This window comes from Rhodoluna sp. (assembly GCF_049276775.1).
Classification (GTDB): domain Bacteria; phylum Actinomycetota; class Actinomycetes; order Actinomycetales; family Microbacteriaceae; genus Rhodoluna.
The window spans coordinates 35,734-47,962 of record NZ_JBASXC010000028.1; the positions used below are offsets into that span (position 1 = coordinate 35,734).

Sequence of the window (12,229 nt, forward strand, 5' to 3'; positions counted from 1 at the left end):
ATTACATCCGCTCCGGAGCTGATACGCCCAATAGGCCCAGTCCATTTCTCAAAACCACACCGGCTGCGTCATTCAGCCAGAGTCGGGTGGAGTGAATGGCTTCCACGGGCTTTCCCGACAGTGGGATAACTCGACAGTTGTCGTACCAGCGGTGATAACTACCGGCGACTTCTTCAATGTACCTTGCAATTCGGTGTGGCTCCCTAAACTCGGCCGACTGCTGGGCAAGTCTTGGAAGTTCTCCCAATTTAGCCAACAGGTCGGTCTCGGTTGGGTGGTTTAGCAGAGAAGGATCAAACATGGAATGATCAACGCTCATGCTCTTGGCGTTCACCGCCACCTGCTGGGTTCTAGCGTGTGCATACTGCACGTAGAAAACAGGATTGTCGTTGGTCTTTTTGGAAAGCTGAGCAAGATCGATATCCAGCTGTGAGTTCGATGATGATCTTGCGAGCGCATACCTGGCCGCATCAACACCAACTGCCTCAACTAAATCCTCCATGGTGACTACCGTGCCCGCGCGCTTTGACATTCGAACCGGCTCACCGTCACGGAGTAGATTTACCATCTGGCCAATCAAGATTTCTAGATTCACTCCCGGCTCATCGCCAAAGGCCGCACACATCGCCATCATTCGTTGAACGTAACCGTGGTGATCGGCACCGAGCATGATGAGGCACCGATCAAAGCCACGCTCTCTCTTATCCAAGTAGTAAGCCAAATCGCCGGCGATGTAGGCGGGCTTTCCGTCAGACTTAACAATCACGCGGTCGCGGTCATCGCCGAACTCTGTCGAGCGAAGCCAAACGGCGCCATCTTCGTCAAAAACGTGACCTAGATCGCGAAGTTTCGCGATGGCTCTTTCTACTGCCTTGGAGTCGTGGAGTGAGTTCTCATGGAAATAAACATCGAACTCCACTCCGAATTCCTGCAGGGACTCGCGGATTTCTAGAAACATCAGCTCAACACCGGCGGCTCTAAATGCCTCCTGGGCATCCTCCTCGCTGAGAGAAAGAATGTCTTCGGTCGCAGATGTTAGAACCGCATTAGCTATTTGCTCGATGTACTGACCGCCGTAGCCATCCTCGGGAGCCGGAAGTCCCTTGGCGCGAGCTAGCAAAGATCTGGCAAAGCGGTCAATTTGCTCACCGTGGTCGTTGAAGTAGTACTCCCTGGTGACTTCCGCACCCTGCGAAGCAAGGACTCTAGCCAAGGAATCTCCAACAGCGGCCCAGCGGGTTCCCCCCATGTGGATTGGACCGGTGGGGTTTGCAGAAACAAACTCTAGGTTCATCTTCAGTCCCTTGAGCGATTCGCCCCTACCGTAGCTGGAACCTGCATCAACGATTGTTTTGGCGAGCATGCCGGCACTTGCCAGGTTCAAAGTGATGTTTATGAATCCGGGCCCTGCGATGTCAACCTTTGACACTTCTTCGAGAGCTTCGATTCGCGGAGCCAAAAGATCTGCAAATGCTCTGGGTGCGAGGTCGAATTTGCCGGCGAGCTGCATCGCTGCGTTGGTGGCCCAATCTCCATGATCACGGTTTTTTGGCCGCTCCACAACAATCTCAGACGGCAGTTCGGCCGCAGAAAGCGAGCCATCGGCTTGCATCTCGACCAAGATGCGACGAATGGCTACAGCTAACTCTGCTGGAGTCAAGATTGGCCTCACAATTAGGAGCTAAATAAAGAATTCAAAGATCTCGGCGGTGAGAAACACCTTAGGAAAGTAAAGGGAATTCGCTTAAATCATACCGAGAAAGGCCCATTTCAAGCCACGCTGTTAGGCTTGGAGCGCATTGCCCCCATAGCTCAGGGGATAGAGCACCGCCCTCCGGAGGCGGGAGCGTAGGTTCGAATCCTACTGGGGGCGCAAATAGCTAGCCAGTTGCGAGAGTGCCATCGCTCTATGGCTAATCGAGTTTTTGACCATCGGCTCAAGCTCAGCAGCGGAGACCTCGAAACCCTCCGGAATAAAAATTGGGTCGTAGCCAAATCCGTTTGAGCCGGAATCGGCATACCCAATCCTCCCCGGCCACACCCCGGTAAAGCTTTGTTCACCATCCTGGCCAACCATCGCAATGGTGCAAATAAAGCTTGCCTGCCGACTTTGCTCTGGAATGTCAGCCAACTGAGCCAGCAGCAGTTGCCGATTCTTAGCATCGTCTCTAGAGCCCGACCAACCGGCTGAAAAAATACCCGGTGACCCACCGAGTATCTCAACTGAGATTCCAGAATCATCAGCGATTGAAGTTTGTCCGGTGTGCCGAAAAGCAACCCTTGCCTTGATCAAGGCATTTTCCAAAAACGATGTCCCGTCTTCTAACGGCTCGGGTCCGTCATAGCCGTCGACGGTTAGCCCCTCAAGAATCGGCTCAAGTATTGCTGCTACTTCTTTCACCTTGTGGGCGTTATGAGTTGCCAGAACCAAACGCAAGTTAGCCCCTCGGGTCCTGAAGAATTGCTTGCTGGATAGCCGTTAGCTCTTTGGTTCCCTTGAGGGCAAGATCCAGCAGAGCGTCGAGCTCTTCTCTATCAAAAGGCGCGGCCTCAGCGGTCCCCTGGACCTCGACAAACTTTCCGGAACCCGTCACAACAACGTTCATATCGGTATCCGCCCGAACATCCTCGGTGTATGACAAATCCAACATCGGAACTTGGTCGATGATGCCAACCGAAATAGCCGCAATTGAATCAGACAGCGGCTGCTTTTTTTCAGAGATGAAATTATTGGCTTTCCCCCAATCGATCGCATCCACCAGCGCTATGTACGCTCCCGTGATTGCTGCGGTTCTGGTTCCACCGTCAGCCTGCAATACATCGCAGTCAATCACGATGGTGTTTTCGCCCAGGGCCTTGAAATCAACTATCGAACGAAGTGCGCGTCCAATCAGTCTAGAAATTTCGTGAGTTCGACCGCCGAGTTTACCCTTGACCGCTTCGCGGTCAGATCTGGTGTGGGTAGCCCTTGGCAACATCGAGTACTCTGCGGTAACCCAACCCTCACCCTTTCCAACTTTCCAACGTGGAACGCCGTTCGTGAAAGAAGCGGTGCACAAAACCTTGGTAGCTCCAAAGCTAATCAGTGCTGAGCCCTCCGCGTGAGCGGACCACCCGCGCTCCACAGTTACTTCGCGCAACTGATCTACCTTACGTCCGTCTATTCTGTCCAAGTCACTTACTCCCTATTGTTAAAGCTTTTCCACGGTGGAAACTTCTGGCCCCAAAAATCTTTTTGCCAGTTTCTCAAAATCGGACGCATCGCCGGTGGCACGAAAGACCAAAGTTGGAGCACTTGATTCAATTCGAAGCAAATCATTATCCACCAACACCTTGTATAGATCTTTGGCCGTTTCTTCCGCAGAAGAAACCAGAGTGACCTGATCTCCCATAACTAGAGAAATGGCGCCGGTTAGAAGTGGATAGTGAGTGCAACCAAGAACCAGGGTGTCAACACCGGCTTCTTTGAGTGGTGTCAGGTACTTCTTGGCTGATTCCATTATTTCTGGGCCCGAAGTTATGCCGCGCTCGACGAAGTCAACAAAACTCGGACAAGCAGCTCTAAACAGTTCAACTTCAACGGCGGCAGCGAAGGCGTCGTCATAAGCCCTCGAATTCACGGTTGCCAAAGTTCCGATCACTCCAACTTTCCCCTTGGAGGTCGAGGCAACCGCTCTTCTCACCGCCGGTTGAATAACTTCAACTACGGGGATTCCTCGTCCTTCGGTATATCGCTCCCGGGCGTCTCGAAGAACTGCAGCCGAGGCCGAGTTGCAGGCGATTACCAGGACCTTCACACCTTCGTCAACCAATTTGTCCATTACGGCCAGAGCTAATTCACGAACTTCTGATAGCGGCTTGGGCCCGTAGGGAGTGTTTGCGGTATCCCCGACATAAATAATGGATTCGTTTGGAAGCTGATCGATGATGGCCCGAGCTACCGTGAGCCCGCCAACACCGGAGTCAAAGACTCCAATTGGCGCACTGCTTCGCGGTTGACTCACGCCCCAATTCTATTGCCGGCTCCTCGGGCTAGGCTTTGATTGTGCTTTCGACCAGTGCTCTACTAACGGATCGCTACGAGCTGACAATGCTCCAGGCGGCCCTTCAGTCTGGAAAAGCTCACCGCAAAGCGGTCTTTGAAGTCTTTTCAAGAACTCTCGCCGGTGGCCGCCGCTACGGTGTATTTGCAGGTTCCGGAAGACTGCTCGAGTTGATTCGGGATTTTCAATTCACGGATCAGGAAATTTCCTGGCTCCTTGAGGAAAAAATAGTAAACCAAGAAACTGCGAGCTGGCTCTCAACCTATAAATTCTCCGGAAACATATTTGGCTATGCGGAGGGAGAGGTTTACTTCCCTTACTCCCCCGTGCTCATTGTTGAGGCAACTTTTGCGGAAGCGGTAATTCTTGAAACGCTTATTCTCTCGGTGCTCAACTACGACAGCGCGGTTGCAAGTGCAGCCAGCCGCATGGTCACTGCAGCGGGTAAAAGAAGTGTTTCCGAAATGGGCTCTCGGCGTACCGGAGAATCATCGGCAGTTGCCGCGGCAAGGGCGGCCTACATAGCGGGCTTTAGCGCAACCTCAAATCTTGAAGCAGGGCGAAGCTTCGGCATCCCAACCATGGGAACGGCCTCGCACGCCTTTACCCTGCTGCACGAAACCGAGCAGCAGGCCTTCGAGGCTCAGCTCGAAGCCTTTGGACAAAACACCACATTCTTAGTAGACACCTACAACATTGAGACCGGCATTGAAAATGCCATCAGCGTTGCCGGAACAAACCTTGCCGGGGTAAGGATTGACTCGGGGGATCTACCAATTGAGGTTGCAAAGGCCCGTGCACTGTTAGACAAACTGGGAGCTAAGGCAACAAAAATCACAGTCACAAATGACTTGAATGAATTCGCCATTGCCGCTCTTGCGGCTGCCCCGGTTGATGCATATGGAGTTGGCACCTCGGTGGTCACCGGTTCAGGGGTTCCCGCTGCCGGTTTCGTCTACAAGATGGTCGCCTATGAAAATGACGAGGGTGACTGGCACGCCGTGTCTAAGCAGTCGGCCAGCAAAACCAATCTGGGCGGAAGAAAGTACGCGGTTCGGCGACATGATGAGAATGGAATCGCCGTTTCCGAAAGAATTAACTCCGCCACCCCGAGCGAACCAAACCCAACCGATCGAGAACTGCTTATCCCGCTAGTTCAAAACGGAGATCTCAAAGAGGGCCTGACTGGTAAATCTGGAGTGGAGTCGGCAAGGCTTCACCATGAAAAAGCCAAGCGGGCTTTACCGGCTAGTGCTCTAAGACTCACAAAAGGTGAGCCGGCGATACCAACGAACTTCGTTTAGTTTTTTTCCTCGTCGCCAGGTTTCAGCTTGGAATGAATTTCCTTACACGCGGGACAGACTGGAAAATTCTTCGGGTCTCTTCCGGGAACCCACACCTTGCCACAAAGAGCAATAACTGGTGTTCCCATAACCGCCGACTCGACAATTTTGTCTTTTTTTACGTAGTGGGAAAAACGCTCGTGGTCACCTGGTTCGATGAGCTTTGGCTCAGTGCTTGTGTCAGTACCAAGCTGTTCAGTCTGAAGCGGAGCTGGTTGGTTCACTTGGAGTTTCCTGTCTAATCTTCAGCACTTTGTAAAACAACATCAAGAACTAGTCTCGTGTCGCCGCGAGTGAGTTCAATCCTAACCATCGCACCCGCTGGCTCCTGCCTAACGGCTGCAGTAAGTTCGCTGGCTGTGGTTAGTGGCTTCCCATCTATTTTTGTTATGACATCCCCCGCCCTAATGCCAGCAAGCTCCGCGGCTCCGCCCGGAGTCACTTCAACAACCTGAACCCCAATTGGAAAGCCAGCTCCATCTTGCGAAGACATCGCATCGGAAACCAGGGCGCCCAGAAGGCCGTGACTTGCAACTCCCTCCACAATTATTTCTTCCGAGATTCGTTTGGCGACATTGGCCGGAATTGCAAAGCCAACCCCGATGTTCCCCGACTGAGAGAAAGTTCCAGCCGTCGCAATTGCGACATTGATGCCAACTAGTTCGCCGCGGTCGTTCACAAGCGCACCCCCGGAGTTGCCCGGGTTGATTGCCGCATCGGTTTGAATCACATTCAGATTGATTGGCCGTCCGGTATTTCCTGACCAGAACTCAAGACTTGACTGGTCAGGAGATTCTGAGGACGCAACCTGGATTGTTCTATTTAGGGCAGACACGATGCCCTTGGTGACCGTTGCTTCAAGTCCAAGCGGCGCTCCAATTGCTACAACTTGATCCCCAACGTTGATTAGCCCTGAGTTGGCAAACTGGATTGGAGTGAGCGGCTTAGTTGGCTCAATTTTTACAACGGCCAAATCATTAGTTGGATCCGCACCGACCAAAGTGGCCGAATATACTCCCCCGTCATTAGTTCGAACCGAGAGTCGAACATTTGAAGTTGAGCCATTAACGCTCACCACGTGTGCATTAGTAAGGATGTAGCCATCTGCCGTCAGTACAACACCGGAACCATTACCACCGGATGACCCTCCAGAAACTCTGATGGTCACAACAGAAGGAGCTGCTGTGGCGGAAGCGGCAGTTGCCCAGTTGACGTTTTCCAAGTTGTTCACAACTATGGCGGCCGGACGAGTTAAGTAATTGTGAGCTACAACTCCCGCGCCGGCACCAACCGAAGCACCAATAATTGCGCCCAAAACAGCTACCGAGGTTGCTGTGAAAAATGTTAGGCGCTTTTCTCGATTGCGCTTTTTCTTGGCCTTGGCAGGCGGAAGCGGTGCTGGCGGGTCAAACAAGAACTGCTTGTTATAGCTGTTAGCTCGACTTAGTCCGCTCGGATCATTATCTGGAGTAGTCATGTTCTTAATTGGCCTTTCATCTGCTTACATCATGTCAAACGAATCTGAGCAGATACTGAAAGGAACCTCAATTGAGCCCGATAGATTCCCTCTAATTGACTAGAGAACGCAGCCGAAGGCTTTTGCTCGACCGGTGCAGTCTTCCCCCACAAGAAGTGCGCCCTGACTGGCCTGATCACCCTTGAGATACATCGCCCCAACCAATACCTCCAGGGTGTTGCTATCAACTGTCAGTTGCCCCGCCACCTCCTGCCAACTGGACTCCCCCAATAGGCGATATCTGAGCTGATAACTGACCCAGGCCTGGGCCTTGTACTTACCGGCTGCTTGAAAAGACCTATTGATGTCGGCTCCGACGCTTGTCGGCCCGTCACTAAAGGACCACCCGCTCTCAACAGGCAGGAAGTGAACCTGAGCTTGTTTACCCAAAATTTGAGATACCCCGTAGTGCGATGAGGGATTCGATGAGAAACTAACCAACTGCCCAATTCCTAAAACGTTCCCTGGAGCCATAGAGGCCTTCAGGGGGTTTGGGTAAAACTCAGCCTCGTCCCTCGAGGAGTAGGAATACCCCGGACTCTCAAAAGTGATTGTCTCGGTTATCGTCCGAGTTTCAAAACGCTCCTTTGGTTTTGAGGAAATTTTTACGACGGGCTTTGGGGCTACCGAAACTTTGGCCGTAGGCGAACAAACTCCTACCACCCACCGTTCGGCCGCATCGGCTGACCGAGGCATGCTGGAAAGCTGGGCCGCGCTTGGGCAACTAACCGGCTTGATTTTGGGAGTGGGCTTGGCAACTGGCTTTGCGGCTACATTGCTGGTCTTTTTTGATGTCGACTTTTTCTTTTTTGCTACTTTTACAATCACCGTCTTGGTTGTCGTCTGAGTCCAAGAAGAGCCCGAGCTTCCGGTGCTTGATCCAACGCAGACAGTCACCGATCCAGAACCAAGGCTCGAACCGTGGGATAGCCCAGAACCCGAACCGCTAGCTGAACAAGCCATGGCGAGTTGAGCATCAAAGCCAACTATTGCTGTAGCAACTAAAACACTGGCAAAACTAAGACTTGCAACTAGATTTTTTCTCATAAGAAAAAATGTAAGTTGCATGAGTATTTTTTTCAGAAGTTTTACACAAACGAAAAACCCCATCCAGTGGATGGGGTTTTTACGCAAGTGGTTGCGGGGGCAGGATTTGAACCTACGACCTCCGGGTTATGAGCCCGGCGAGCTACCGAACTGCTCCACCCCGCGGCGAATCTCTAATGTACCACTTTTCAACCTTGGGCCTGCAACTTCCTAACGGCTTGCATCAAGAGCGGCTTGGATTGCTCTTTCGAGCTTGCGTTCGGCTTGTCCAAACGCCGTCCAGTCACCTGCAGCCATCGCAGCTTCCTTTTCGCGAATTGCTTCGAGAGCCTGCTGAAGAGCCAACTGCAGGTTCACCGAAGGTGCGGCTGGCTCGCTCGGAACTGATGGGTCGGCGGGCTCTGCGTCTGGATCTGTTGGCGCTGGAGCAGGTGCGCCCTCTGAGGAACCAAACAGCTCGGTCAGAGCCTGATCGAGAGTGTCTTCGAACGCAATCTGGTCACCGAAGGCAACAAGAATCTTCTGTAGCAACGGGAAGCTGGTTTCACCGGTGGACTGGATGTAAACCGGCTGAACGTAAAGCAAACCGCCACCGACTGGAAGGGTAAGCAGGTTTCCGTTCAGAACTCGGGTTTCACCCTGCCTCAAGATATTCAAGAGGCTTGAAACTTGCGAATCGGCGTTGAAGTTGTTCTGCACCTGTCCAGGTCCTGGAACAATCGTGCTTCTTGGAAGGGTGAGCAGCGTTAGGCGTCCGTAATCTGGAGAGATTTCTCCGGCAACTTTTCCGGCATCGGCGTTCGCTACCAGGTATCCAGTTAGAACGTTTCTAGCCGACTCCCCGGTCGAGCGAGGAATAAACGTTGAATAGATGGAGAAGTTTGGACTGTCAGTTCCAGGAACCTGCATTGTTAGGTAATACGGGGGCTGCAAAGTTCCGAGTCCTGCTCCGTTAACTGGATCATTTGGTGTCATCCAAGCGTCCTGCTGAGAGTAAAAAGATCCTGCGTCTGTGACGTGGTAAGCACCCAGGAGCGCCCTTTGAATCTTGAATAGATCAGATGGATATCTAACGTGTGCCATTAGATCTCCTGACATCTCAGACATGGGCAATACGGTGTCAGGGAAAACCTTCATCCAGGTTTTTAGAACTGGATCTTCATCATCCCACTGGTAGAGAGTCACCTTGCCGTCGTACGCGTCAACGGTTGCCTTGACCGAGTTTCTGATGTAGTTGACGTTTCCTCGCAACAGGATGTTCGCGGATGTGCTGTCTGCAATCATCGGTGCAAGGCTCTCGGAGCGAGAGTACGGGTAGTTGTTCGAAGTTGTGTAGCCATCGACAATCCAAACAAGGCGGCCGTCAACAATTGCAGGGTAGACATCTGAATCCAGCTCTAGGTAAGGCGCTACAGCCGAGACCCGGTCTCTGGGGTTTCTGTCATAGAGAATCTGTGACTCGGAGTTGATTGCATCCGAGAGCAGAATCTGCTCGCTCTGAAACTTCAAGGCGTAGGCAAGCCTAGGAATGATTCCAGAAATCATTGGACCACCGCTACCCGAGAAGGTGTTATAGGTCTGGTTGTCTTCGCCCTCACCGGCTGGGAAGTCAAGCTCTAGTGGCGGAGCGCCCTCTGGTGCCCCAACGATTGAGTAGGGCGGAGAGTTCTCACCGAAATAAACTCGGGGCTCAAATTCACCAAGTTCTCCAATTGTTGGAATTCCAGACTGCATAAAGACCGGCTGTCCATCCACGGTTCTCTGGTTTCCAAAGGCAGCAACCACACCGTAGCCGTGGGTGTAAACAATTGTGTTGTTGTACCAGGACTGAGAGTCTCCAAGACCGCCCTGGTTTAGCTCACGAACCGCAATCACAGTGTCCTGAACTACTCCATCGATCTCGTAGCGGTCAACATCCAAAAGGTTTGGGAAGTTGTAGTACTGACGGAACTGCTCGAGCTGCCTGAATGATGCACTCACCAGGGCCGGGTCAATAATTCGGATCGAGGCTGTGGTCTCGGCATCAGCGCGAAGCGCTCCAGGAGTCGCGTCTGTTCTGGCGTTGTAATCAACCTTTTCAACCACATCGATGCCGTAGGCATCGCGGGTTGCTTTGATGTTCAGATCAATAAATGGCGACTCAAGTGTTCTTTCGTTTGGCACTACCTGGAAAGTCTGAACTGCCCAAGGGAATAATCCACCGAGGACGAGCGAGCTAACTACCATCAAACCGGTTGCCGTCACCGGTAGGCGCCACCTTCCAACAAAAGCTGCCAACAAAAACAGCAAAGCCACAACAACAGAAATCAGGGACAAAATCTGAAGTCCTGGAATGGTCGCGTTTACATCAGAGAAAGTGGCTCCGGTAAACAGGCCACTAGAGCTAGTGAGGGTTAGGTACTGATCCAACCAAAGCGATGCTCCCTGCGCCAGTAGGTACAAGAACGCCAAAACGCCGATCTGAACCCTTGCGGCTTTCGAAACAAAGGTTTCGCGGCCGTTGAACTTAATGCTGCCGTAAATTATGTGAACTGCTGCGGTCAGCAGTAGCCCAAGAAGTAGGGCTCCGGACAAAAAGCCCACTAGGCCAGTGTAAAAAGGTAGCTCGAAGAGGTAGAAAGAAATATCTAAACCAAATTGAGGGTCAGTTTGACCAAACGGGGTGCGGTTTATAAAGGTCTGAACGATTCCCCAAGACGGGGCAACTGCTAGCCCTGCCAAAACACCCAAAATAATTGGGACACCAATCATGACTACTTTTCTTAGCTGCTCAAGTAGTTGACGGTACTGCTCAAACGGCGAGCTCTCATCAGGGAATCTGATGTATACGGGTCTGAATCGATAGGCCAAACCAAGGCTCAGTCCTGTTATCAGGCCAAAGATAACCGCGGAAGCGAAGAAGAGCCCAATTTGAGACAGGATCTGGGTTGCCAAAACGCTCAAGTAGCCGAGCTGGTCAAACCACATGACGTCGGTATACAAGTCCGCGAGGCTCAGCAAAATGGCTCCGATAACCACCAAGACAATCAAAGCGATTGTGGCTGGCGAGACCCTAGGTCTTCCAATTGGTGCGGCTGTTGCTTGAGTCATCGTTCTCCTGATTTCTAGTTGGTACAGCTAGGCAGGCTTGCCAAGTCTTGGTTCTTTGAAAGCTTTTCAAGGGCCGAAACGGCATCTCTCAGTTGTTCTATTTTAACCACCCTGAGCCCACTGGGTTCATTCCCAGCAATTTCACGGCAATTCCCAGCTGGAGCAAGAAAAACTGTCGCTCCGGCAGCTTTCGCACCGTGCAGCTTCTGAACTACCCCGCCAATTGGGCCAACAATCCCCGATTGTTGAATAGTTCCGGTTCCGGCAATGTGCAAACCACCGGTTATTCCCTCCGGCGTTAAACGGTCAATTATTCCAAGTGCAAACATCATTCCGCCGGATGGTCCTCCAACATCGCCTAACTGAAGTTCGATTTCGACCGGAAAATCGTATCTGTAACCAACCAAAATGCCGAGCCTGAAATTACCCTCAGCATCTTTTTTAGGTGTGATCTGTTGGGTCACTAGGGTCCCGGAGCGGTTCACAGTGACATCTACCGGGGAAATCTCATCCCATGCTCCTATTATTTCTCTCAGCTGTTCGCTGTTTAGAAGCCTTTCACCGTTCACTGAAATCACAAAGTCAGCCGCCACCAACTTGCCGCTCGATGCCGAGTTGGCGGTTACTTCGGAAATGTAGATTTCTCTGGGGGTTTCGTAGCCCAAAAACCCGAGCGCTGCGGCAATAGCATCCTGTTGTGAAACTTCCATCATCGCGCTGGACTCAGCCCGAACCTCTTCGCTGGTTCGATTCGGTGGGTATAGCGCCTCCACCGGAACCACCTTCTGAGTTGAATCAATCCAGGCCAGCCCAATTTCAACCCAGTTCGGGGTCCGCTCGGGCCTTCCAACGATGCTCACGGTCAATACATCGAGTCTGCCCTCGGAGTCGTAGCTTGGTTCGTTGTTTATCTTGATAACCGGCTCACCGGAAATCTCACCCAAGACGTCAAAGGTTGGACCTGGCCGCTCGATCAAATAAGGCGTCGGGAGAATCAAGAGGGTAGCAAATCCGGCGATAAATGTTAAGGCGGTGAAAAAACCCACACCCCGCTTTGCCCGCACCAGAGCGTTTGATTTGAACTGTCGCTTTTGGAAAAAAGTCATTACCGCCCTGAGATGTTGTGTTGTTCTAAAGCCTAGGCGAGCCCCCTATTCTATTTGCCCGATTTATGAACGCTCTCGGCGAAC

General features: G+C 52.1%; 10 protein-coding genes and 2 tRNA genes. 2 read left to right on the top strand and 10 right to left on the bottom strand.

Annotation, left to right across the window (positions count from 1 at the left end; all coding sequences use genetic code 11):
• Nucleotide 1: 1 nt before the first annotated feature.
• Nucleotides 2–1,660 (bottom strand): arginine--tRNA ligase, encoded by a 1,659-nt coding sequence (argS, locus tag WAO31_RS02445; RefSeq protein ID WP_509589944.1) that lies wholly within the window; start codon nucleotides 1,658–1,660, stop codon nucleotides 2–4.
• Nucleotides 1,661–1,801: 141 nt separating this feature from the next.
• On the opposite strand from argS, the gene WAO31_RS02450 reads away from it, so the two are divergent.
• Nucleotides 1,802–1,873, top strand: a tRNA-Arg gene (locus WAO31_RS02450).
• On the opposite strand, the gene rdgB is transcribed toward WAO31_RS02450, so the two are convergent.
• From rdgB to murI, 3 genes are read right to left on the bottom strand one after another with little or no spacing between them, the layout of a single operon-like run.
• On the bottom strand, nucleotides 1,862–2,437 hold the full coding sequence (rdgB, locus tag WAO31_RS02455) for an RdgB/HAM1 family non-canonical purine NTP pyrophosphatase (protein WP_509589815.1): 576 nt from the start codon (nucleotides 2,435–2,437) through the stop codon (nucleotides 1,862–1,864). The genes WAO31_RS02450 and rdgB overlap by 12 nt on opposite strands.
• 1 nt (nucleotide 2,438) lies before the next feature.
• Complete coding sequence (gene rph, locus WAO31_RS02460; RefSeq protein ID WP_509589818.1) at nucleotides 2,439–3,173, bottom strand: ribonuclease PH; 735 nt, start codon at nucleotides 3,171–3,173, stop codon at nucleotides 2,439–2,441.
• Between the two features lie 18 nt (nucleotides 3,174–3,191).
• Entirely contained in the window at nucleotides 3,192–4,004 is an 813-nt protein-coding gene (gene murI / locus WAO31_RS02465; RefSeq protein WP_509589820.1) for a glutamate racemase, read from the bottom strand.
• A 41-nt stretch (nucleotides 4,005–4,045) separates the two neighbouring features.
• On the opposite strand from murI, the gene WAO31_RS02470 reads away from it, so the two are divergent.
• Entirely contained in the window at nucleotides 4,046–5,347 is a 1,302-nt protein-coding gene (locus WAO31_RS02470) for a nicotinate phosphoribosyltransferase (RefSeq protein ID WP_509589823.1), read from the top strand.
• On the opposite strand, the gene WAO31_RS02475 is transcribed toward WAO31_RS02470, so the two are convergent.
• From WAO31_RS02475 to WAO31_RS02500, 6 genes are all read right to left on the bottom strand, one after another.
• Nucleotides 5,344–5,610: a DUF3039 domain-containing protein gene (locus WAO31_RS02475; protein ID WP_509589826.1), complete on the bottom strand. Its 267-nt coding sequence runs from the start codon at nucleotides 5,608–5,610 to the stop codon at nucleotides 5,344–5,346. The two genes, WAO31_RS02470 and WAO31_RS02475, sit on opposite strands and share 4 nt — an antisense overlap.
• 14 nt (nucleotides 5,611–5,624) lie before the next feature.
• Nucleotides 5,625–6,863, bottom strand: coding sequence for a S1C family serine protease (locus WAO31_RS02480; RefSeq protein ID WP_509589828.1), 1,239 nt, complete (start codon nucleotides 6,861–6,863; stop codon nucleotides 5,625–5,627).
• Between the two features lie 99 nt (nucleotides 6,864–6,962).
• Nucleotides 6,963–7,949 carry a hypothetical protein gene (locus WAO31_RS02485; RefSeq protein ID WP_509589831.1) on the bottom strand — a complete coding sequence of 329 codons (987 nt, stop codon included), beginning with the start codon at nucleotides 7,947–7,949 and terminating at the stop codon, nucleotides 6,963–6,965.
• A gap of 88 nt (nucleotides 7,950–8,037) precedes the next feature.
• A tRNA-Met gene (locus WAO31_RS02490) sits at nucleotides 8,038–8,114 on the bottom strand.
• Between the two features lie 45 nt (nucleotides 8,115–8,159).
• A complete protein-coding gene (locus WAO31_RS02495) occupies nucleotides 8,160–11,039 on the bottom strand; it encodes a UPF0182 family membrane protein (RefSeq protein ID WP_509589834.1) in 2,880 nt (959 codons plus the stop codon).
• A gap of 14 nt (nucleotides 11,040–11,053) precedes the next feature.
• Complete coding sequence (locus WAO31_RS02500) at nucleotides 11,054–12,145, bottom strand: YlbL family protein (protein ID WP_509589837.1); 1,092 nt, start codon at nucleotides 12,143–12,145, stop codon at nucleotides 11,054–11,056.
• Nucleotides 12,146–12,229: the final 84 nt, after the last annotated feature.